Raw genomic sequence first — 21,603 nt, forward strand, 5'->3', positions numbered from 1 at the left:
CCTTGCCTCCATCGCAGCGTATGCAGGCATGGCATAGACGATTGCGCGGGATCGCGCATCGCCGAATTCGCGTGCAGGGAGCGGGCCTCAGATCGCCTCGCCGCCCTCGAAGCCGAACAGCGTGTCGAGCACGGTCTTCTCCAGTGCCGCAAAGGCCGGCGTGCCGCGCCGGCGCGGCCGGGGCAGGTCGACGGCGAGATCGAGCGCGATGCGGCCATTGTCGATCAGCAGCACGCGGTCGGCGAGCGCGATCGCCTCGGAGACGTCATGGGTGACGAGGATCGCCGTGAAGCCCTGATCCTGCCAGACCCGCTCGACGAGACCCTGCATCGAGATGCGGGTCAGCGCATCGAGCGCGCCGAGCGGTTCGTCGAGGGCGAGCAGGCGCGGATGGCTGACGAGGGCGCGGGCGAGCGCCACGCGCTGCCGCTGGCCGCCGGAGAGCACGGCCGGCCAGGCATCGCCGCGCCCGTCGAGGCCGACTTCGGACAGTGCCTTCAGCGCCGCCTTGCGCCGGCTCGTGCGGCTGCCGCTGCGGCCGAGCCCGACGGCGACATTGTCGGCGACGGTCGCCCATGGCAGCAGTCGCGGTTCCTGGAAGATGAAGCGCGCCGTGCCGCCCGTGGCGCCGACGCCCTCGATCGAGCCCGATGTCGGCGTTTCGAGGCCGAGGATAAGCCGCAGCAGCGTGCTCTTGCCGCAGCCGCTCTTGCCGACGACGGCCACGAACTGCCCGGCCGGAATATCGAGGTCGAGCCCCTTGATGACCGGCTCCTGGTCGAAGGTCTTGACGAGCCCGCGGATCGAGAGGGCGCTGCCCTGGCCGCGCGTCGGCGCCACCTCGGTCAGCACCTCGAAAGGCACGGCCGTGCCGGTAGTCAGCTCGCGCGGGGGACGGCGCGTGGCCGTTTCAATGAAGGTCATGGCGTCTGCGAACATGTGCTGCCGCGTCCTCATCGGCTTTGGAAGGCTGGATTCCAGGCGAGCGTGTAGCGCTCGAGCAGCCTGGCGACGGCGTCGGCGAGCTTGCCGAGCAGGGCGTAGATGATGATCGAGAGCACGACGACATCGGTCATCATGAACTCGCGCGCCTGCATCGCCATGTAGCCGATGCCCGACGAGGCCGAGATCGTCTCGGCGACGATCAGCGTCAGCCACATGATGCCGAGCCCGAAGCGCAGGCCCACGAAGATCGAGGGCAGCGCGCCGGGCAGGATCACGCGGCGGAACAGGTCCCAATTGTTCATGCCATAGGTCCTGCCCATCTCGACGAGCTGGGGGTCGACGGTACGGATGCCGTGCAGCGTGTTGATGTAGATCGGGAAGAACACGCCGAGCGCCACAAGGAAGAGCTTCGCCGACTCATCGATGCCGAACCACAGGATGACGAGCGGGATCAGCGCGAGATGGGGCACGTTGCGCACCATCTGCAACGTCGTGTCCGTCAGCGTCTCGGAGAAGCGCGAAAGCCCGTTGGCGAGGCCGAAGAGGAAGCCGATCGAGCCGCCGATCAGGAAGCCCATGCTGGCGCGCCAGAAGCTGACCGAGATGTTCTGCGCGAGCTCTCCGGAGACGAGCACGCGCCAGAAGGCGGCGGCGACCGCGGACGGCGCCGGCAGCACGTTCTCTGGGATGAAGCCGATCCGGGAGAGGAACTCCCAGATCACGAGGATGGCGGCCGGCAGGATCCAGCCGGCGAGAGGCCCGAGGCGTTTCATCGCGCCGCTCAGGAGGAGGCGGCGAGTTTGCGCCCGCCCACGCCGAACTCGTTCTCGATCGTCTGCCGCAGGCCGCGCCGCTTGATGCCGAGGCCGAGCGCGGGGAAGAGCAGTTCCGCGACCCGGTAGGCCTCCTCGAGATGCGGGTAGCCGGAGCCGATCACCGTGTCGATGCCGATCGCCTGATATTCGCGCAGACGCTCCGCAACCTGTTCCGGCGTGCCGACGAGGGCCGTGCCCGCGCCGCCGCGCACCAGGCCGACGCCGGCCCAGAGGTTCGGCGAGACGACGAGCTTGTCGCGCCGGCCGCCATGCAGCGCCGCCATGCGCCGCTGACCGACGGAATCCATTTCCTTGGTGAAGCGCGCCTGCGCCGCCTCGATCTGCGCGTCGGTGACATGGCTGATCAGCTTGTCCGCCGCCGCCCAGGCTTCTTCCTCCGTCTCGCGCACGATGAAGTGCAGGCGGATGCCGAAGCGGATCGTCTTGCCACGCGCGGCCGCCTTCTTGCGCACCGCCGCAATCTTCTCGGCGACGCCGGCCGGCGGCTCGCCCCAGGTCAGATAGAGGTCGGTCTGGTCGACGGCGAGATCTTGCCCCGCATCGGACGAGCCGCCGAAATAGACCGGCGGGCGCGGCTCCTGCACGAGCGGGAAATCGAGCCGGCTGTTCTCGACGCGGTAGTGCTTGCCGGTGAAATCCACCGTCTCGCCGGCGAGAAGACGCGACCAGATGGTCAGGAATTCGTTCGCCTGCTCGTAGCGCTGGTCATGGGCTAAGAAAATGCCGTCGCCGGCGAGCTCGGCCGGATTACCGCCGACCACGACGTTAAGCAGCAGGCGCCCGTTGGAGAGCCGGTCGAGCGCCGCCGTCTGGCGCGCGGCGAAGGCCGGCGAGACCACGCCCGGCCGGAGCGCGACGAGGAATTTGAGCCTCTCCGTCACGGTGGCGAGGCCCGACGCCGTGATCCAGCTATCCTCGCAGGCCTGGCCGGTCGGCAGCAGCACGCCCTGGAAGCCGAGCCGGTCGACGGCCTGCGCCACCTGCTTGAAATAGCCGAACTCCGGCGGGCGCTGCTGCGTCTCGGAGCCGAGATAGGATCCATCGCCATGCGTGGGGATGAACCAGAAGAAGTTGATCGGATCGTGGGTCAAGGCGGCGGTCTCTCGAAGATGGTTCAGATGGTCGGGCGCGGGCCTCGCGGAGAGGCCCGTCGCGCTGTCAGCTCTGCGGCGGAACCCAGACGGCGTCCTTCACGGTGATCTTCCGTGGGATCAGCTTGAGTTCGTAGAAGGTGTCGGCGATCTGCTGCTGGTTGGCGATCTGCTGCGGCGTGATCGGGCCGACCTTGAAGCTGCCGCGCGCGGCGGTGAGCTTCTGCGCCTCGATATCCACGCCGGTCGCGGCCGAGAGGGCGGCGGCGACCTGGTCGCGGTTCTCTTCCGCCCATGCGCCTGCGGCGGTGAGTTCCTCGATGATCGCCTTGACGGCGGCCGGATGCTCGGCCGCGAAATCGCGATTGGCGAAGAAATAGCTCGCCGAATTGACGATGCCCTCGGCGGTGGTCAGCACGCGCGGGTGCTGCGTGCGCTCGGCGATGGCGTAGAAGGGGTCCCAGATCGCCCAGGCGTCGATCGCGCCTTTGACGAAGGCGGCGCCGCCATCGGCCGGCGAGAGATAGGCCGGCTTGATCTGGTCATAGCCGATACCGGCCTTCTTCAGTGTCTGGACGACGAAGTTGTTGGCGCTCGAACCCTTGGTGAAGCCGATCGTCTTGCCCTTCAGGTCCTCGATCGTCTTGATCGGGGAATCCTGCTTGACCAGGATGGCCGAGCCCGTGCCCGGCGCCGGATAGGAGGCGACATAGACGAGCTTGGCGTTGGCGGCCTGAGCGAAGATCGGCGGGGCGTCGCCCGTCGGTCCGAAATCGATCGCGCCGAGGCTGAGCGCCTCGAGTAGCGGTGGGCCCGAGGCGAACTCCACCCATTTGACGGTCATGCCCTGGTCGGCAAAGCGCTTCTCGATGCGCTCCTGCTGGCGGGCCACCACGAGCACGCCATTCTTCTGGTAGCCGAGCCGCAGCTCCTTGAGCGGCTCCTCGGCTCCTGCAGTGCCAAGCGAGGCCAACGCCGAACCGGCGAGCGCGGCAATCGCGAGAAGGCTGAAACCACGACGCGTAATCATCCGAGCTCTCCTGTTCGGCATTCTGTTCAGGGTTGGCAGGTCAGACCTTGCGGGTTCAGGCCTTTGGGCTGGTCCAGACGATCTCGCGCACGACGATCGGCTTGGGGATCAGGCCGAGCTTCTGGAAGCGGTCGGCGGTGGTCTGCTGGCCGGCGATGATCGCGTCGGTGAGCGGCAGGATCGCATAGGCGGCGCGGTCGACGGCGACCGTCTGCGGGCCGATCGGTACGCCGGTGATCTCGGAGAGCGCCTGCGCGACCTCGCCGCGATGGGCGTTGGCCCATTCGGCGGTGCCGCCGAGCGCCTTCACGATCTCGACGACCGCTTCGGGATGGTCCGTCGCGAAGGTCCTGTTGGCGAGGAGATAGGTGTTGACCGCGATCGTATCGGCGGTGGTGGTCAGCTGGCGAACCTTCTGGCGGCTTTCGGCAAGCGCCAGGAAGGGGTCCCAGATCGACCAGGCGTCAACGCTGTCATTGGCGAAGGCCGCCGCGGCGTCGGCCGGCGAGAGATAGACCGGTGTGATGTCGGCCCAGGCGACGCCCGCCTTCTCCAGCGCGGCAACTGCGAGGTTATGCGCGCTCGAACCCTTGGTGACGGCGATCTTCTTGCCCTTGAGGTCGGCGACCGACTGGACCGGCGATCCGTCCTTGACGATGATCGCCTCGCCCTTGCCGTTCGAAGGGGCGGCGGCGATGTAGACGAGATTGGCGCCGGCGGCCTGGGCGAAGATCGGCGGGGCATCGCCCGTCCAGCCAATATCGACCGCGCCGACATTGAGCGCCTCGAGGAGTGGCGGGCCGGAGGCGAACTCGACCCATTTGACCGACGTGCCAGAAGCGGCGAGCTGTTTCTCGATCGATTTCTCGCGCCGGGCCAGCGCCAGCAGGCCGGCCTTCTGGTAACCGACCTTGAGTTCCTTCAATGGCTCCGCGGCGCGGCTCGGCACAGGGCTGATCGTCGTACCGGCAAGACCCGCCAGACCCGCGCCGGCAAGGAGGCCGAAGCCCCGGCGTGTCAACTTCATCGTCATTCTCCCCAAGATCGGCTGCAACCGGACCCCGTCCATCAACCGCAGCGTGCCATTCCGAACGTGGCTCTATTGGATCGAAAAACGACTAATTTGATCAAGGAAATAGATTATCTCGAAATCCCCCTTGAGAGAAAATCCGATCCGAATAAGGGTCTGTTGCGAGATTGAGCCCGACGTGACGATCGTCACAGGCCCGTGGTGATCCAGATCACTGAGAGCGCCGCGTGGACGTGATTGAACCAAGTCATGGCAGGCGGCGTTGATGCGCAGCCGGAACAAACAGGGGGGCGCCGAAACAGGCGCCGGGCAATCATGGCAAAGTTCAACATCAAGACGGCGGCGAGCGTCATCGGCACGGCGGCGCTGGTCGCCTTCGGCGTCACGGCCTATGGCACGGCGGCGATCGGCGGCGGCAACGGGACCAAGGACCCGACGGCGGTCATTTCCTTCGACAAGGCCACGGTCGGCGGACGCACAGGTTGCGAGATCCAGTCCTGGCCCTATATCGCGCCGGAATGCCTGACGCCGTCCAGCGGCACAGCCAAGGCTGCCAAGGCTGCCCGCCGCGTCTGACCGTCAAGCCCAGGCCTCCGTCGCGGCGCGATGGAGCAGCGCATGGCGCGCCGCGATCCGGTCGACATCGGCGCCATAGCCACCCCCGATCACGCCGGCGAGCGCCAGTCCGCGCTTCCGCGCCTCCAGGATCACGAAGCGGTCGCGCGCCGCAAGTCCGGCATCGGACAGCGCGAGGCGACCGAGCCGATCATCGACATGCGGATCGACGCCGGCATTGTAGAACACGATGTCGGGATGAAGCCGGTCGAGCAGCGGCGGCAGGATCCCGGCCAGCACCTCCAGATAGGCGGCATCGCCCATAGCATCGGGAAGTGGCACGTCGATCGTCGAGGGGCGCTTGCGCACCGGATAGTTCTTTTCGGCATGGAGCGAGAGCGTGGTGACGTTGGCGTCGCCCGTGAAGATCGCCGCCGTGCCGTCGCCCTGGTGCACGTCGCAATCGACAACCAGCGCCGTGCCGATCAGCCGCTCGGCCATGAGCACGCGGATCGCTACGGCGACATCGTTGAAGGTGCAGAAGCCGGCACCCTGCTCGGCGCGGGCATGATGGCTTCCGCCGGCCGTGTTGCAGGCGAGGCCATTGGTGAGGGCCAGCCGGCCGGTGAGGATCGTCCCACCCGTCGCCGCCGCGGCGCGTCGCACCACCGTCTCGTTCATCGGCAGGCCGATCTCGCGCTCGATCGCGCGCGGCAGCGTCAGCGAGAGCACGGCGTCGACATAGGCGCGGTCATGGGCGAGGGCGAGCTGCTCCGCCGTCGCGGGCTCGGGCGTGATGAAGCCCATGGGCGCGAGGCCGTCTTGCACCAGGATTTCCGCCAGGCGGCGATATTTGCCCATGGGGAAGCGGTGATCGGCCGGGATTTCGGCGGTATAGGCGGGATGGTGGACAATCGGCAACGGCATGGCGCGAAAGAATAGGGCGCGGCGACGCTGCCGTCGACGGGCGCCTGGAAACAGTCTATCGCTCGGTCGGCCGGATCGAGCTTCCGCAGGCTGAAGCGCCTCGTGGAGACGGTCCCCACGCCCTTGCCTGATTCAAGCCCTGCCCGCCGCCACTGCGCGTCGCCAGCTCCGCCCGGAGACGGTGAAGACGCCTGCCTCTCGCGATTGCCGCCCGATGACGACAGAGACCGCCATCCGCCCGTTCGAGGTCACCCATCGCGGCATTCTCGCGATCGCCGTGCCGATGATGCTGGCCTATCTCTCGACGCCCTTGCTCGGCATTGCCGGCATGACGGTGATCGGCCGGCTCGGCGATGCGGCGCTGCTCGGCGGCGTCGCGCTCGGGGCGGTCATCTTCGATTTCATCTTCGCGACGTTCAATTTCCTGCGCAGCGGCACGACCGGGCTGACCGCGCAGGCGCTCGGCGCCGGCGACCGGCGCGAGATCCAGGCGACATTCTTCCGCGCGCTGATCGTCGCCGTCGCGATCGGCCTCGCCGTGATCGTCCTCGCCCAGCCGATGCTGGTCGCTGGCCTCGCCATGCTCGGCGGCAGCCCGCCGGTGCAGGCGGCGACGGTCGCCTATTACGATGTCCGCATCCTCTCGACGCCCTTCGCGCTCGCCAATTACGTCATGCTCGGCTGGCTGATCGGCCTCGGCCGGTCCGGTGCCGGGCTCTTCCTGCAGACCTTCCTGAACGGCCTCAATATCGGCTTGAGCATCTTCTTCGTGATGGGGCTCGGCTGGGGCGTTTCAGGCGTCGCCTGGGGCACGACGATCGGCGAGGCGGTGACCGCGCTGCTCGGCCTTTCGATCGCCTTCCGCTCGCTCGATGCCGCCACGCGGCCGCGCTGGAGCGAGGTGCTGGACCGCACGGCGATCCTGCGCATGGTCGCGGTCAATCGCGACATCATGATCCGTTCGTTTACCCTGCTCTTCGCATTCGCCTTCTTCACGGCGCGCGGCGCCAAGATGGGCGATGCCGTGCTGGCGGCGAATGCGATCCTGATGAACCTCTATCTGGTCGGCGGCTATTTCCTCGACGGCTTCGCGGCGGCGGCCGAGCAATATGCCGGCAGGGCGATCGGCGCGCGCTATCGCGCTGCCTTCGTGCGCTCGGTCAGGCTGACGCTCGTCTGGGGCTATGCGCTGGCGACGCTGGCGGCGCTCGCCTTCTGGTTCGGCGGCCCGATGCTGATCGATTTCATGACCGTCAACGAAGCGGTGCGGACGGCGGCGCGGACCTATCTGATCTGGGCGGCGCTGACGCCGATCGCCGGCGTGCTCGCCTTCGAGATGGACGGCGTCTTCATCGGCGCGACCTGGTCGAGCGAGATGCGCAACATGATGCTGCTCTCGCTGGCGCTCTACCTGATGGTCTGGGCGGTGGCGGAGCCGGCCTTCGGCGCGCATGGCCTCTGGCTGGCCCTGCTCGTCTTCCTCTCCGCGCGCGGCATCTCGCTCTTCCTGCGGATGCGGGTGAAGATCGAGACGGCCTTCGCCTGATCAGACGCGTTCGGCCGCCCATTTTTCGGTCTCGATCCCGACCGCGTCGGCGATCGAGGGCAGGCCGCGCCGGTCGAGAATGCGCGAGAGGCCGGCGAGGATCGCGCCCGGCAGGCCCGGCCCCTCATAGACCATGCCGCTATAGAGCTGGACCAGATCGGCGCCCGCCGTGATCTTGGCGAAAGCGGTCTCGGGGGAATCGACGCCGCCGGCACCGATCAGCGGCAGATCGGGACCGACCAGCTTCCGGAACCGGGCGAGCACATTGGTCGACATCCGGAACAGCGGCCGGCCGGAAAGTCCGCCTGTCTCCTTGGCATGGTTCGTATCACGCAGAGGCGGGCGGCTGATCGTCGTATTGGTGACGATGACGCCGTCGATCCCGCGCGCCAGCACGATCTCCGCTATGTCGGCGAGGCCGGGCTGGTCGACGTCGGGCGCGATCTTGACGATGATCGGCACGCGCCGCGCCTCGCCGTCGCGCGCTTCCATCACGCGGCCGAGCAGTTCGTCGAGCGCCGCCTTGCCCTGCAGGTCGCGCAGGCCCGGCGTATTGGGCGACGAGACGTTGACGGTCAGATAGGAGGCGAGCGCCGAGAAGGCGCGGATACCGGCGACATAATCCGCGATCCGGTCGGCCGAATCCTTGTTGGCCCCGATATTGACGCCGATGATGCCGCCCTTGCCGGCGCGCGCGGCCAGCCGCTGGCGGGCGGCTTCATGGCCCAGATTGTTGAAGCCGAGCCGGTTGATGACGGCGCGGTCGGCGACGAGGCGGAAGAGGCGGGGCTTCGGGTTGCCGGCCTGCGGGCGCGGCGTGACGGTGCCGATCTCGACGAAGCCGAAGCCGAGCGCCAGCACGCCGTCGGCGACCTCGCCATTCTTGTCGAGCCCGGCGGCGAGGCCGAGCGGATTGGGAAAATCGAGCCCGAACAGGTGCCGCGCCAGCCGCGGGTCACGATCGGGCCGCACATGTGGCCCGAGCCCGGAAGCGAGGACCTTCAGCGACAGGCCGTGCGCGGTTTCCGGATCGATCTGGAAGAGGGCGGGGCGCAGCAGACCGAATGCGCTCATGCCATCGCGTCCGGGAAGACATGCAGCCCGTCATCGCCGAGCGGCAGGTCACGGACCCAGAGGGCGTCGCTCGTCGAGAGCGGCGCATAGAGATGTGGAAACAGCGCGCCGCCGCGCGAGACTTCCCATTTCAGCGCCGCGCCGAGCGCATCGCCATCGATGGCGACGAGCAGCAGGCCCGTCACACCGGCAAAATGCCGTGCAGCCGTCTCGCGGGCCTGCTCGGCGGTCGAAAAATGGATGTAGCCGTCCTGGAGATCGATCGACGCGCCGGCGAAAACGCCCGCGGCCTCGGCGGCTCGCCACAATGGTTCGGGCACGATCTTGTAGACGGTTGTCATCGGGATTCCTCGGCGGTTCGGCGGAACCTATCGGCGGCGGGGGCGCTGGACAAGATGCCATTGCGGCCGCACATGCGGATCACGCATCGGACGGGCTGGACAGGCCGCGCGCGCGGGGATAAAGGGAATGCAGAGGGATTTATTCCTGTCCATGCGTTCGAGTCCCGTCGGCGTTCGATGCGGCGCGTAGGTTCGCATTCGCGGAGGGTCCCGTCATGTTGTCACACGAGCGGATCTGGGCGGCGATCGATCTTCTGGCCGCCCGCAATGATCTGTCGGCCTCGGGCCTCGCCCGCAAGGCCGGCCTCGACCCGACCACGTTCAACCGCTCCAAGCGGGTCGCGAGCGATGGCCGTCCGCGCTGGCCTTCGACCGAGAGCATCGCCAAGATCCTTGAGGCGACGGGCGAGCGCATCGAGACCTTTCTCGGCATGATCTCCATGAGCGTCACGCCGCCGGAGCCTGATCGCCCGTTCCATCTCCCTCATGTGCCGCTGATCGGCTTCGCACAGGCCGGCGCGGGCGGCTTCTTCGATGATGGCGGCTTTCCCGCCGGGCAGGGCTGGGAGGAAGTCGCCTTTCCACCGGCGATCGAAAGCGAAGGCGTCTATGCGCTGGAGGTTTCCGGCGATTCCATGCAGCCGCTCTATCGCGACGGCGATGTGATCATCGTCTCGCCGACTGCGCCGTGCCGGCGCGGCGATCGCGTCGTCGTGCGCACGCGGGAAGGCGAGGTCATGGCCAAGGTCCTGGCACGCAAGACGACGAAGCAGATCGAACTGCTCTCGCTCAATCCCGATCACGCCAACCGCATCATCGCGATGCGCGACATCGACTGGGTGGCGCGGATCATCTGGGCGAGCCAGTGAGGACGGTCTTCGCCGCCCTTTGCCTCGTGCTGGTGGCGCTGCTCGCCGTCATCGGCGCTTCGCATGTGATCGAGCTTTTCCGCCATGAGTTGCTCGGCCCGGAGCTCGCGATCGACCGTGTCGCCTCCGACCAACTGCCCGTGGCCGATGCCCAGCCCGACGATGGCGATGCGCCCGCCGATGCCCCGCCCGGACTGAACGAGCCATCGCCGGCCGTGCCCGAGCGTCCGTCGTCGAACGCTGACGCCCCGCCATCGATCCGCGCGGCCGAAACCGATGCGACACCGGTTGGTGGCACGCCGCGCGTCATCACCGGGGCCGGGATCACGCCCGGGCCGGTCTCGTCCAGCCCGCTGCCACGCGAGGCCGCGCCGCCAAAGCCGCCCAAACCGGCCGAGCCCGCGCGCTGGCTGACATTCCCTCGTGTCACGGTGACCGAAACCGGGCTGCTCGATACGGGCAAGCGAAAGATCCGCCTGGCATGGATCGCCCCGCCCGATCCCGGCGCGACGTGCCGTGTCCTGCCCGATCAGGCCGCAACGCAGCCCTGCGCGCGGCTGGCGCTCGCCGATTTTCGCAAGCGCGTGCGCGCGCTCGGCGTCGAATGCGAACTCTCGCCCGACGATGCGGCCGATCCCGCAATCGTGCCCTGTCGCATCGGCGCGACCGATCTCGCGGTCTGGCTGCTGGATCAGGGCTGGGTCACGCCCACAGCCGATGCACCGGATAATTACCGCCAGGCCGAGACGGGCGCGCGCTGCGCCCGCAAGGGACTCTGGCAGGATAGCGAACCGCCATCCTCCTGTCCCGGCGGCTGAGCAGCGCGGTTTCAGCCGGCCGCGCGGCGCCAGCCCATGGTGAGCAAGCCGGCGCCGATGAGCAGCGAGCCGCCGACGCGATTGACGACCCGCTGTACCGAAGGCCGGCGGATCGTCTTGCGCGCGCCCGAGGCGATCAGCGCATAGGTGAGGGCGTTCAGCGTCGCCAGCACCAGGAACGTCGCCTCGAACAGCACCATTTGCGGCAGGAGCGGCGCGCCCGCGACGAGGAACTGCGGCAGGAAGGCGACGAAGAAGACGATGCTCTTCGGATTGAGCGCCGTCACGGCATAGGCGTGCAGAAAGATGCGGACCGGCTTGGCATCGTCCGCCTCGGCCACGGCGCCCTTGGCCACCGGCGCGCGCCAGAGCTTGATGCCGAGATAGATCAGATAGGCGGCGCCGACCCATTTGAGCACGGTGAACAGCGCGGCCGAGGTGGCGAGCAGGGCGCCGAGGCCCAGCATCGAGGCCGTCATCGCCGTGAAATCGCCCAGCGCCACGCCGGCGACCGTCGCGCCGGCCGATTTGCGGCCATGGCCGAGCGCATAGGATATCACCAGCAGCACCGTCGGCCCGGGAATGGCGAGCATCACGGCGGAAGCGGCGGCGAAAGCGAGCCAATGTTCGAACGACATGGACGAAACTCCCTCGAAAATCGAGGGCATCAATCCACCGAAAGCGAGATTGTGCAAGCGCCCGTCTCAGCTTCGGCGGAAGGTGAGGTCCGACATGGTTCGTGTCGGTCCGCCGGGGCGGATCTCGTCCAGGACCTGGATCCGCAATCGGCCGCGGCCGTCATTGGTGATGCTCATCCGCGCCTTGGTGTCGCCATTGACCGGTTTTGGCCAGGTGATGGTGAGGTCGACGCGATCGCCATTGCGCCGTCCGTTCAGCGCCGCCGGACCGAGCTTCGAGCCGATATAGGTGCCGCTATAGCTGCGCGTGCCGGGATCATAGACGAGGTTGGCGCCGATCGCGCGCGAGACAATGATCGCGCCGCGGCAATGGCCGCCCATCGCCATGCCCGATCCGGACGGGTTGCCGGTTACCGAGCATTTGACGTTCCAGGGCGAAGATCCCGCATTGCGCCGGACCTGACCGCTGCCGGACCAGTTGCCTTCGAAGCGATTGAGAAAGCCGGCTTCATCGGCGTGGACGATCGTGGTGGCAGCCAGAACGGGCACGAGCAGGCCGGCGGCGATCGCAAGGCTGGCCCGGTTGGGGCGTGTCATGGCGAGATCCTCCGCCGCTGAAACGGCGGAGGTTGTTGGTGGTTCCCTGTCGCCTCAGCTGGCGAGTTCACCCGAAAGCGCCTTGGCGATCCGCTCGCGCGTCTCCGGAATGCCGTAGATCGCGACGAAGGAGCCGAAGCGCGGCCCCTGATCCTGACCCAGCAGGACCTGGTAGAGCCCGCGGAACCAGTCGAGCGAGACGCCCGGCGGGTTGCCGTCCGGTCCCTTCTTGTTCGGATCGGGGAAATAGGCCCGGCCGATATCGAAGACGATCGTCTGAATCTCGTCCGCGGTCGATTCCGCCGGCAGCTTCGCCAGCGCCGCATCGAGGGCCTGGAGCGCATCGCGGATCGCGCCCTCGGGCACGACGTAATGCTTGCCGGCCTTCAACACGTCGTTGAAGTAGCGGATGGCGAAGCCGACCAGTTCGTCGAGCTTCGCATGCGTCGCGGCCGAGAGATGCGGCATGTAACGCGAGATATAGGCCCAGAGCACGCCCTTCTCCGTCGCGTCGGAGACGCTGACGAGGTTGAGCAGCATCGAGAACAGGATCGGCGAACTCGTCTCCGGCGGATGGCCCGTATGGATGTGCCACACAGGATTGCCGATCTGCTGGTCCAGCGGCTGGCGCGGATAGGCATCGACGAAGCCGAAATAATCGTCGACCGTCTTCGGGATCACGTCGAAGGACAGGCGCTTGGCCGTCTTCGGCTTGGTGTACATGAGCAATGACAGGCTCTCGGGCGCGGCATAGGTCAGCCATTGCTCGATCGTCAGGCCATTGCCCTTGGACTTCGAGATCTTCTCGCCGTTCTCGTCCAGGAAATGCTCATAGGTGAAGCACTCCGGCGGCTCGGTGCCGAGCGCGCGACAGATCCGCGTCGAAAGCTTCACGCTGTCGATCAGGTCCTTGCCGCTCATTTCATAATCGACGCCGAGGGCGAACCAGCGCATGGCCCAATCGGCCTTCCACTGGCACTTGACGGCGCCGCCCGTCACTTCGGTCGTGACGCGCTCGCCGTCTTCCGGGTCGATATAGGTGATCGTGCCGGCCTCGACATCGCGGGCGACCATCGGAACCTGGAGCACGACGCCCGTCTTCTTCGAAATCGGCAGGAAGGGCGAATAGGTCGCCCGCCGCTCGGCGCCGAGCGTCGGCAGGATGATGTCCATGACCTCGTCATAGACTTCGAGCATGCGGCGCAGCGCGGCGTCGAAACGGCCGGCCGTGTAGTAGTCGGTCGCGCTCGCGAACTCGTAGGCGAAGCCGAAGCTGTCGAGGAAGGCCCTGAGGCGTGCATTATTGGCCGCGCCGAACGAGGGATACTCGTTCGAGAACGGGTCGGGCACGCGGGTCAGCGGCTGTCCCAGATGCGCCTTCATCATCTCCTGGTTCGGCACATTGGTCGGCACCTTGCGGAGCCCGTCCATGTCGTCGGAGAAGGAGAGCAGCCGCGTCGGGATCTTGTCCTCGGTCAGCAGGCGGAATGCCGTCCGCACCATGGTCGTGCGGGCGACTTCGCCGAACGTGCCGATATGCGGCAGCCCCGACGGGCCATAGCCGGTCTCGAACAGGACCGGCTCGGTGCCCGCCTGCTTGGCGCCACCATGCTTTTCCAGCCGCGCGATGATGCGCCTGGCTTCCTCGAACGGCCACGCTTTCGAGACGCGCGCAGCCTCGACCAGGGCGGGCGTCAGATCGAGAATGGGCGGCGTGGCGGTCGACATGGAAAACCTCGTTGGGGAAAATGCCTCGTGAAGGCGCGCGGACCCTAGGGAGCGCGCGGCTTGGCGTCAATGGCCGGGGCGAAACGGGCGCGGAAAGCGGGAATGAGCCCCCTCGCTTCCTGCGCGCCCCCGGTTGAAGAGCCTGCCAAGAAATCATAGGTTCGGCGCCAAGATGACGGCGGCGACCTGCCGGCCCGGGACACTGGCGGCGACCCGCCGGCCAATGAGGAGCGAGATGATGGACAAGGCGACCGGCAGCACCGTTTCCCCGCAGGAGGCGCTGATCTACGCCATGGTCACGCTCTCGGCGGTCGACCGCCAGATGACGGATCGCGAATTGCGCAAGATCGGCGATATCGTCCGCACCCTGCCGATCTTCGGCGGGTTCGATTCCAAGAACCTCGTCACGGTCGCCGAGGCCTGCGGCGCCATCGCGCGGGAAGAGGACGGGCTCCATGCCGTGCTCGCCACGATCGCGACCTCGCTGCCGAAGAAGCTGCACGAGACCGCCTATGCGCTGGCCGTCGAGGTCGCCGCGGCCGACCTGCATGTCGAGCAGGAGGAGCTTCGCTTCCTCGAACTGCTGCGCGACGTGCTCGATGTCGATGCGCTGACCGCCGCCGCGATCGAGCGCGGCGCCCGCGCACGCTACCGGACGATCTAGCCCTTTCGTTATGAGAGCCTAGTCGGCGAAGGCGGTGGCGAGGAAATCGTGCACCTCGTTCCGTGCGTGAAGACGAATCTTGCGCCGCCTGAACGACGAGAACAGTGCGTGGTGGCCCGACAGGGAACTCGAATTTTGTCGGGTGGGATACTCTGCCGCCCACGTGATCAACTCGGCATGGAGCGTGGCGTTGGCGCCCGGGCTTGGTCCGCGCGCCTTCAGCGCGGCAAGGCACTTGTCGACATCCAGATCGAGCCAGATCAGGGCGGTCGCCCGGCCTACAGCCTGCTCCGCCAGCCAGCCATAGACGCCTTCAATGACCCATCGCGGCTCCGCGGCGGCGCTCCGGACAATTTCGCGAGCGACATCCTTGTCGCGCGCCCTTTCATAGCCGCCATTTTCCCAGTTGATGGCATCGAGATCGATCGCGGTGATGTCGAGGTTCCGCGCAATCCGCTCGGCGAGCCAGCTCTTGCCGGCGCCGCAATTGCCGATGATCAAGGTTCGAACATAGTCCGCTTGCACGGGCGTCCTCCCTTCCGCGCTCGCTGAAACGACCGATCGTCCTAGAAATAGCCTACCGGAAAATAGCGGAGATAGAGCTCGGCGAAAGTCCCCTTGTCATAAAGACTGTCCAGCGCCCAGTCGACCGCCTGCTTGATCTCCGGGTGGCCGGGGGGGAAGGCGATGGCGAGGCCTTCGCCGAAAAAGAGCGGTTCGGTATAGGGGCCGCCGACAAAGGCGCAGCAACCCGCCGCCGCATCCGATTGCAGCCAGAAGGCCAGCTGGCCGCCATCGCCGAACAGGAAATCGACCGTGCCGGCCTTCAGCGCCTCGCGCGCCGCGGCAGCTGTATCGAAGGGCACGCGCTCGGCCTTCGGGAAGAAGGCGGCCAGATAGGCCTCATGCGCGCTGCCCTTGACGATCGCGACCTTCCGCCCTGAAAGCGCGCCCGGCGTGATTGGCCCGGCCGGTTGGCCCGTGCGGGTCGCGAAGCGGGCGGCGGGGCGCAGATAGACATCGGAAAAGGCGAGCTTGGCGCGACTTTCCGGCGTGATTGCGATGCCCGCGATCGCCGCATCGACGCGCCCGGCGGCGACCGTCTCGATCAATCCGTCCCACGGACGGATCTGGATCGTGCAGGGAATGGCGAGCGTGTCGCAGATCGCGCGGGCGAGATCGACATTGAAGCCGGTCGGCTGGCCATTGCTGCCGATGAAGTTGAAGGGCGGGAAATCGTCCGTCGTGGTGAAGCGGATGCTCTTCACGGCCTCGACGGGCGGGCGATCGAGACGGCGGTTCGGGTCCCAGAAATCGGGGATCGCGACGGTCCCGCCCGTGCGCGGCGCCCTTGCCGCGGCTGCATTCGGTGCAGATGCGTCCTGTGCGGCCGCTCGCGGGGGCATGACGATGCCGGCCAGCGCCATCACGAGCGCCACGACCATCACGGCACGAGTTGCCAAGGACGACTTCGCATCTCTATAACTCAAAGTTGCAGTTCCCTAACGTCACTGACGGGGGCCGAGGTTTCGCGGGAGTATAGACGGTTTGCCGCGCGGGCGAGAGCCCCGCGGCCACAGCGGCGGGGGCGGCTGGGTTGGGCATTCGCGAACGTTTCCTCCCGGAGGAGGATGGTCTCGCCGGCGATCGCGCCTATGCCCAGCGCGCCCGGAGGCTCGGCTTGCCGTTTGAGGCGCAGCCCAAGGGAAGGGCCTTCCTGCCGGTCGAAAGGAAGGCCGAGGGGATCGAGGCGTTTGCCGCTGGAATTCGTGTCGGCCGCGTCGCCTTCCTGCGCCAACCCACCGGGGTCCGGCTGGCGATCGCCCCGCGCGCGGCGGAGATCGAGCGGATCGCCGAGAAGCTCGAGGGCTTCGACGACATCAGGGCACGGCTGACGGTTACGACGCCGGCGGCGATCCGCCGCCTGCTGACGGAAGCCGCCGCTCAGCCGCTGCTCGACCATGCGCTCGGCGACCTCGCGACGCGTCATCCGGAATTCTCCGCGCGCCGGCTGCTCTCGGCGGGCCAGTCGGTCGCGATCGCCCTCTGCGCGCTGCTGCTGGCGATCGCCCTCTGGCTCTTCGGCTGGAAGGCCATAGCCGCGCTCAACCTGATGTTCGGCCTGCTCTTCCTGGCGCTGATCATGCTCCGGACGCTGGCGATCAGCGTCGTGCTCGACCGGATGCTGCGGCCTCCGCCGCCGCTCGCGATCGATCCGGCGGCGCTGCCGATCTATTCCATCCTCGTCCCGCTCTATGACGAAGCGCATATGGTGCCGGAACTCGTCCGCGCGCTCGCCCGGCTCGATTGGCCCCGCGAGCGGCTGGACATCAAGCTCGTGCTGGAGGCGCGCGACCGCGCGACGCGCCGAGCCGCGGAGGCGCTTCGGCTCGAGCCGCCCTTCGAGATCGTGATCGTGCCGGATCGCAGCCCCCGGACCAAGCCGAAGGCGCTCGCCTTCGCGCTGCCGCTGGCGCGGGGCGATTTCGTCACCGTCTATGATGCGGAGGACCGGCCCGATCCCGGTCAGCTGCGCGAGGCCTATGCCGCCTTCATGGCTGGCGGCGACGATCTCGCCTGCGTCCAGGCGCCGCTTTTGATCGACAATGCCGGACTCAACGGGCTGACGGCGCTCTTCGCCATGGAATATTCGATCCAGTTCGATGGCCTGCTGCCGACGCTCGCCGCCTTTTCCATGCCGCTGCCGCTCGGCGGAACATCCAATCATTTCCGCCGCTCCGCCCTGGTCGCCGCTGGGGGATGGGACCCCTACAACGTGACCGAGGATGCCGATCTCGGCGTTCGCCTCGCCCGCTTCGGCTATCGCACGTCGACCATCGCCGCGCCGACCTATGAGGAGGCGCCGCGCAGCAGCCGGCTCTGGCTGAAGCAGAGAACCCGCTGGCTGAAGGGCTGGATGCAGACCTGGCTGGTCCATACGCGCCAGCCGCGCCGCCTCTGGCGCGAAATCGGCGGGAGGCGGGTGCTGGGCTTCACGCTGACATCGCTGGGTTCGATCGTCGCGGCGGCCGTGCATCCGCTCTATCTCGCCAGTGCCGTCCTGCTCCTCGTCGATCCAAGCGTGCTCTGGCGGGCGAACAGCCCGATCATGGCGGCAGCCCTCGCGCTCAGCCTGTTCAACTTCGTCTCGGCCTATGCCGTCTTCGCGCTGCTCTCCGCCGCCACCTTGCGCATGCGCCGGATCAGGCGGCCGCCCGGCGCGCTCTGGTTCCTGCCCTGCTATTGGTTGTTGCAATCGCTCGCCTGCTATCGCGCGCTGTTCCAGCTCGTCATCGCGCCGCACCGCTGGGAAAAGACGCCGCATCACGGCCGGCGCAGCCGGGAACCCGCCAAGCCGGTTCAACGCCCCGCCGCGATCCGGGTCCGGACCGCGCGCTGAGGTCCCGCGCGCCTGCTATCCGCCGACCAGACGCCGGCCGGCAACTGGATGGACGCTCTCGCCCAGCATGAAGGCGTGGAAGGCGCGGCCCGAAAACAGCGGCCGGAAGGCCTCGTCCAGCACGTTGAGCCCGCCGGCAAGCGCGCCAAAGGCCGGCATGACCAGCCGCCGGCCGTCGCTGGCGAAGCAGCGGCGACGGATCGAACGGCCACGGCCGACGATCCGCGCCGAAGGGTGGAGATGGCCGGCAATCTCGCCCGGCGCCGTACCCGGGCGCGGCTCGTGGCGGAAGATGATCGGCCCGATGGTGAGTTCCTGCATCGCGCGTCCGCCGAGATCCTTCGGCGGCTCGGGATCATGGTTGCCGGCGATCCAGATCCACTCGGCGGCCCTGGTCAGCGTCGCGAGGGCGCCATGGTCGGTCGCGCTCATGCGGCCGCTGCCGCGCATGTCGTGAAAACTGTCGCCGAGCGCGATCACGCGCTCCGGCTTCATCCGCGCCACCAGCGCCGCGAGCCGCTTCAACGTCGCGATCGTGTCGTAAGGCGGCAGCATCTGCCCGCGCGCGGCGAAGGCCGAGCCTTTCTCGAGATGAAGATCGGCGACGACGAGCGTCCGCTCCTCGGCCCACCAGAGCGCGCCCTCGGCGAGCAATGCCAGCGGCACAGACGCGACCGTGCACGCCGCAAACGGGTCGGGCGCGCGTTCGTGCGAGGGGGCGATGGTGCCGTGCATCTCAGGATGATCTCGATTCGTTCTCATCCGATCATAGGGAAGAGACATTCGCCGGCGCAAGCTGGGTGCCATCGCAGCCGACTGCCTTCGGGTCCTCCCGAAAGGAACGGCGCGGCGCTGCCCCGATGGTGAAGGCTCAGGAAAGCGTCTCCCCGGCCTTTGCTTCCGCCTGCAATTCGCCCATCGCCTCGCGCACGAGATCGTCGGCGTTCTCGCGCAATATGTCCTCCGAAGCCTCGCCGCCGACCGGCTCCTTGCCGATATCGAGCATGACGGGCACGGCGAGCGGCGAGATCCGGTCGAGCGGCTTGTGCAGGATGTGTCCCTGCACGCGGCCGAGCATGTCGGAGAGGCGACGGACATCGAGCAGGCCCGTCGCCGCATCGGCCCAGGTCGCCTGAAGCAGGATGTGGTCCGGCTCGTGGCTGCGGAGCACGTCATAGATCAGGTCGGTCGAGATCGTGACCTGCCGGCCGGTCTTCTCCTTGCCGGGATGGCGGCGCTCGATCAGGCCCGAAATCAGCGCGCAGGCGCGGAAGGTGCGCTTCAGCAGATGGCTTTCCGCGAGCCAGGCGTCGAGATCGTCGCCCAGCATGTCCTGGTCGAACAGGTCCGATACCGTCGGCTTTCCCTTGGCGAAGGCAGCGCCCATATCGCCGAGGCCCCAGACGGCGAGCGCATAATCGGAGGCGACGAAGCCCATCGGCCTCAGCCGCGCCCGCTCCAGCCGCCGCGTCAGCAGCATGCCGAGCGTCTGGTGGGCGAGCCGGCCCTCGAAGGGATAGGCGACCATGTAGAAGCGATTTCCGCGCGGAAAGGTCTCGACGAGGAGCTCGTCGCGCTTTGGCAGCACCGAAGCCCGCTTCTGCAGGCGTAGCCAATCGGAAACCTGGTCCGGCAGGCGCGCCCATGAGCCTTCATCGGCGAGCAGGCCACGCACGCCGGCGGCGAGATAGGTCGAGAGCGGGAACTTGCCGCCGGCATAGGCCGGAACCTTAGGCGCCTCGTCTATGGTGCGGCTCACCACCGCGTCATTGTCGCGGATTCCCTCGAACCGCACCACGAGGCCTGCGAACAGAAACGTATCGCCCGGCGCCAGCGTCTCGACGAAATATTCCTCCACCTCGCCAAGCACGCGCCCGCCCATGCCGACCGGGCCGCCGCGCTTGCGCGAGGCGAAGCGGACCTTCAACAGCGGCGCCTCGACGATCGTGCCGACATTCAGCCGATATTGCTGCGCCACCGAAGGGTGGGTGATGCGGAAGAGCCCATCCTGGCCGCGGCGGATCTTGGCAAAACGCTCATAGCTCTTCAGCGCATAACCGCCGGTCGCGACGAATTCGACGACACGGTCGAAAGCCTCACGCGTGAGCGCGTGATAGGGCGCGGCCGAACCGATCTCGGCATGCAGATCATCGGGCGAGAATGGTGCCGAACAGGCCATGCCGAGCACATGCTGCGCCAACACGTCGAGCGACCCGGTCTTGAGGCGCGGCGTATCCTGCGCGCCGATCGTGTTCGCTTCGAGCGCCACGGTGCATTCCATCACCTCGAAGCGGTTGGCCGGCACGAGGATCGCGCGCGAGGGCTCGTCCATGCGGTGATTGGCGCGGCCGATCCGCTGTGCGAGCCGGCTCGCACCCTTCGGCGCGCCGATATTGACGACGAGATCGACATCGCCCCAGTCAATGCCGAGGTCGAGCGTGGAGGTGCAGACGACGCAGCGCAGGCTGCCCGCCGCCATGGCCGTCTCGACCCGCCGCCTCTGCCCGACATCGAGCGAGCCGTGATGGAGCGCGATCGGCAGCACGTCTTCATTGATGCGCCAGAGTTCCTGGAAGATGCGTTCGGCCTGGCTGCGCGTGTTGACGAAGACGAGCACCATGCGGTTCGCCTTGATCGCCGCGTAGATCTCGCCCATGGCGTGAACGGCCGAATGTCCGGCCCAGGGCAGGCGCTCCTCCGTATCGAGGATCGAGACTTCTGGCTTGGCGCCGCCTGCGACGGTGACGAGATCGGCGAGCCGGCGTTCGCCCTCATCCGGCTGCAGCATCAGCCAGGCGCGGAGATCATCCGGCTCGGAGACTGTCGCGGAGAGGCCGACGACGCGCAGATCCGGCGCGAGCTTCCGGAGCCGTGCGAGGCCGAGCGCCAGCAGATCGCCGCGCTTGGCCGTCACCAGCGCATGCAATTCGTCGAAGATGACGGTCCTCAAATCGGCGAAGAAGCGCCCGGCATCGGAGTTGGAGAGCAGGAGCGCCAATTGCTCCGGCGTGGTGAGCAGGATGTCCGGCGGCTTCAGCTTCTGGCGTTGGCGCTTATGGGCCGGTGTATCGCCGGTCCGTGTCTCGATCGCGATTTTGAGGCCGATCTCGGCGACGGGCGCTTCCAGATTGCGGGCAATGTCGACCGCGAGCGCCTTCAAGGGCGAGATATAGAGCGTATGCGGGCCGCGCCCGGCCTTGCCGGCGGGGGGCCGTGTCGCGAGATCGGCGAGGCTCGGCAGGAAGCCGGCCAGCGTCTTGCCGGCGCCGGTCGGCGCGATCAGCAGGGCGGAGCGGTTTTCGCGCGCCTTTTCCAGAAGCGCGATCTGATGCGGCCGCGGCACCCAGCCGCGCCGGGCAAACCAGTCGCGAAAGGGCGCGGGCAACAGATCGTCGGTCGGTCGGGGTTTGGCGCGCGCTGTCACACGTTAGAGGTAGTGTCGCGCAGCCGGGGAGTCGAGCCGTCGCCGGCCGCGGCTTCCTTCCTTATGCGGGCCCTCGACACTATCTTGCCC

At 67.6% G+C, this 21,603-nt stretch carries 21 protein-coding genes; 6 read left to right on the top strand and 15 right to left on the bottom strand.

Annotated features, from left to right (window positions below; translation table 11 throughout):
• Positions 1 to 87: 87 nt before the first annotated feature.
• From QO014_RS24130 to QO014_RS24150, 5 genes are all read right to left on the bottom strand, one after another.
• Positions 88 to 939: an ATP-binding cassette domain-containing protein gene (locus tag QO014_RS24130; RefSeq protein ID WP_266351334.1), complete on the bottom strand. Its 852-nt coding sequence runs from the start codon at positions 937 to 939 to the stop codon at positions 88 to 90.
• A gap of 14 nt (positions 940 to 953) precedes the next feature.
• Entirely contained in the window at positions 954 to 1,730 is a 777-nt protein-coding gene (gene ssuC, locus QO014_RS24135; RefSeq protein WP_370877210.1) for an aliphatic sulfonate ABC transporter permease SsuC, read from the bottom strand.
• Positions 1,727 to 2,872 (bottom strand): FMNH2-dependent alkanesulfonate monooxygenase, encoded by a 1,146-nt coding sequence (gene ssuD, locus QO014_RS24140; RefSeq protein WP_266351336.1) that lies wholly within the window; start codon positions 2,870 to 2,872, stop codon positions 1,727 to 1,729. The genes ssuC and ssuD overlap by 4 nt, the downstream gene beginning before the upstream one ends.
• Before the next feature lie 67 nt (positions 2,873 to 2,939).
• Positions 2,940 to 3,899, bottom strand: coding sequence for a sulfonate ABC transporter substrate-binding protein (locus QO014_RS24145; protein ID WP_266351378.1), 960 nt, complete (start codon positions 3,897 to 3,899; stop codon positions 2,940 to 2,942).
• 58 nt (positions 3,900 to 3,957) lie between these two features.
• Positions 3,958 to 4,929, bottom strand: coding sequence for an aliphatic sulfonate ABC transporter substrate-binding protein (locus QO014_RS24150; RefSeq protein WP_266351337.1), 972 nt, complete (start codon positions 4,927 to 4,929; stop codon positions 3,958 to 3,960).
• Between the two features lie 318 nt (positions 4,930 to 5,247).
• Between QO014_RS24150 and QO014_RS24155 the strand changes: the two genes are divergently transcribed.
• A complete protein-coding gene (locus tag QO014_RS24155; protein ID WP_266351338.1) occupies positions 5,248 to 5,508 on the top strand; it encodes a hypothetical protein in 261 nt (86 codons plus the stop codon).
• A gap of 3 nt (positions 5,509 to 5,511) precedes the next feature.
• On the opposite strand, the gene QO014_RS24160 is transcribed toward QO014_RS24155, so the two are convergent.
• Positions 5,512 to 6,414 (bottom strand): histone deacetylase family protein, encoded by a 903-nt coding sequence (locus QO014_RS24160; protein WP_266351339.1) that lies wholly within the window; start codon positions 6,412 to 6,414, stop codon positions 5,512 to 5,514.
• Between the two features lie 214 nt (positions 6,415 to 6,628).
• Here QO014_RS24160 and QO014_RS24165 point away from each other — a divergent pair, with 214 nt between their 5' ends.
• Positions 6,629 to 7,960: an MATE family efflux transporter gene (locus tag QO014_RS24165; protein WP_266351340.1), complete on the top strand. Its 1,332-nt coding sequence runs from the start codon at positions 6,629 to 6,631 to the stop codon at positions 7,958 to 7,960.
• Here QO014_RS24165 and QO014_RS24170 read toward each other — a convergent pair whose 3' ends face one another.
• Both QO014_RS24170 and QO014_RS24175 read right to left on the bottom strand, forming a co-directional pair.
• Entirely contained in the window at positions 7,961 to 9,034 is a 1,074-nt protein-coding gene (locus QO014_RS24170) for a quinone-dependent dihydroorotate dehydrogenase (protein WP_266351341.1), read from the bottom strand.
• Positions 9,031 to 9,375, bottom strand: a complete 345-nt coding sequence (locus QO014_RS24175) for a DUF952 domain-containing protein (protein ID WP_266351342.1) — start codon at positions 9,373 to 9,375, stop codon at positions 9,031 to 9,033. The genes QO014_RS24170 and QO014_RS24175 overlap by 4 nt, the downstream gene beginning before the upstream one ends.
• Positions 9,376 to 9,590: 215 nt before the next feature.
• On the opposite strand from QO014_RS24175, the gene QO014_RS24180 reads away from it, so the two are divergent.
• Together QO014_RS24180 and QO014_RS24185 are read left to right on the top strand one after the other, a co-directional pair.
• A complete protein-coding gene (locus QO014_RS24180; protein WP_266351343.1) occupies positions 9,591 to 10,244 on the top strand; it encodes a S24 family peptidase in 654 nt (217 codons plus the stop codon).
• Complete coding sequence (locus tag QO014_RS24185; protein ID WP_266351344.1) at positions 10,241 to 11,062, top strand: thermonuclease family protein; 822 nt, start codon at positions 10,241 to 10,243, stop codon at positions 11,060 to 11,062. The genes QO014_RS24180 and QO014_RS24185 overlap by 4 nt, the downstream gene beginning before the upstream one ends.
• A gap of 11 nt (positions 11,063 to 11,073) precedes the next feature.
• On the opposite strand, the gene QO014_RS24190 is transcribed toward QO014_RS24185, so the two are convergent.
• The 3 genes from QO014_RS24190 to QO014_RS24200 form a co-directional block, all read right to left on the bottom strand.
• Positions 11,074 to 11,700 carry a LysE family translocator gene (locus QO014_RS24190; protein WP_266351345.1) on the bottom strand — a complete coding sequence of 209 codons (627 nt, stop codon included), beginning with the start codon at positions 11,698 to 11,700 and terminating at the stop codon, positions 11,074 to 11,076.
• A 66-nt stretch (positions 11,701 to 11,766) separates the two neighbouring features.
• Positions 11,767 to 12,297 carry a hypothetical protein gene (locus tag QO014_RS24195; protein WP_266351346.1) on the bottom strand — a complete coding sequence of 177 codons (531 nt, stop codon included), beginning with the start codon at positions 12,295 to 12,297 and terminating at the stop codon, positions 11,767 to 11,769.
• 54 nt (positions 12,298 to 12,351) lie between these two features.
• Positions 12,352 to 14,025 carry a lysine--tRNA ligase gene (locus QO014_RS24200; protein ID WP_266351347.1) on the bottom strand — a complete coding sequence of 558 codons (1,674 nt, stop codon included), beginning with the start codon at positions 14,023 to 14,025 and terminating at the stop codon, positions 12,352 to 12,354.
• Between the two features lie 238 nt (positions 14,026 to 14,263).
• On the opposite strand from QO014_RS24200, the gene QO014_RS24205 reads away from it, so the two are divergent.
• On the top strand, positions 14,264 to 14,689 hold the full coding sequence (locus QO014_RS24205) for a tellurite resistance TerB family protein (RefSeq protein WP_266351379.1): 426 nt from the start codon (positions 14,264 to 14,266) through the stop codon (positions 14,687 to 14,689).
• Positions 14,690 to 14,707: 18 nt separating this feature from the next.
• On the opposite strand, the gene QO014_RS24210 is transcribed toward QO014_RS24205, so the two are convergent.
• Both QO014_RS24210 and QO014_RS24215 read right to left on the bottom strand, forming a co-directional pair.
• Entirely contained in the window at positions 14,708 to 15,214 is a 507-nt protein-coding gene (locus tag QO014_RS24210; RefSeq protein WP_266351348.1) for a P-loop NTPase family protein, read from the bottom strand.
• 41 nt (positions 15,215 to 15,255) lie between these two features.
• Positions 15,256 to 16,152 (bottom strand): transporter substrate-binding domain-containing protein, encoded by an 897-nt coding sequence (locus tag QO014_RS24215; RefSeq protein WP_266351349.1) that lies wholly within the window; start codon positions 16,150 to 16,152, stop codon positions 15,256 to 15,258.
• Positions 16,153 to 16,286: 134 nt separating this feature from the next.
• On the opposite strand from QO014_RS24215, the gene QO014_RS24220 reads away from it, so the two are divergent.
• Positions 16,287 to 18,089: a glycosyltransferase family 2 protein gene (locus QO014_RS24220; RefSeq protein WP_266351351.1), complete on the top strand. Its 1,803-nt coding sequence runs from the start codon at positions 16,287 to 16,289 to the stop codon at positions 18,087 to 18,089.
• 15 nt (positions 18,090 to 18,104) lie between these two features.
• Here the strand turns inward: QO014_RS24220 and pdeM are convergent, their stop codons facing one another.
• The gene (gene pdeM / locus QO014_RS24225; RefSeq protein WP_266351352.1) at positions 18,105 to 18,824 is read right to left on the bottom strand and encodes a ligase-associated DNA damage response endonuclease PdeM; all 720 of its coding nucleotides are present in this window, start codon (positions 18,822 to 18,824) and stop codon (positions 18,105 to 18,107) included.
• A 136-nt stretch (positions 18,825 to 18,960) separates the two neighbouring features.
• Positions 18,961 to 21,513 carry a ligase-associated DNA damage response DEXH box helicase gene (locus QO014_RS24230; RefSeq protein WP_266351353.1) on the bottom strand — a complete coding sequence of 851 codons (2,553 nt, stop codon included), beginning with the start codon at positions 21,511 to 21,513 and terminating at the stop codon, positions 18,961 to 18,963.
• Positions 21,514 to 21,603 lie beyond the last annotated feature (90 nt).

Source organism: Kaistia dalseonensis, assembly GCF_030814715.1.
GTDB lineage: Bacteria > Pseudomonadota > Alphaproteobacteria > Rhizobiales > Kaistiaceae > Kaistia > Kaistia dalseonensis.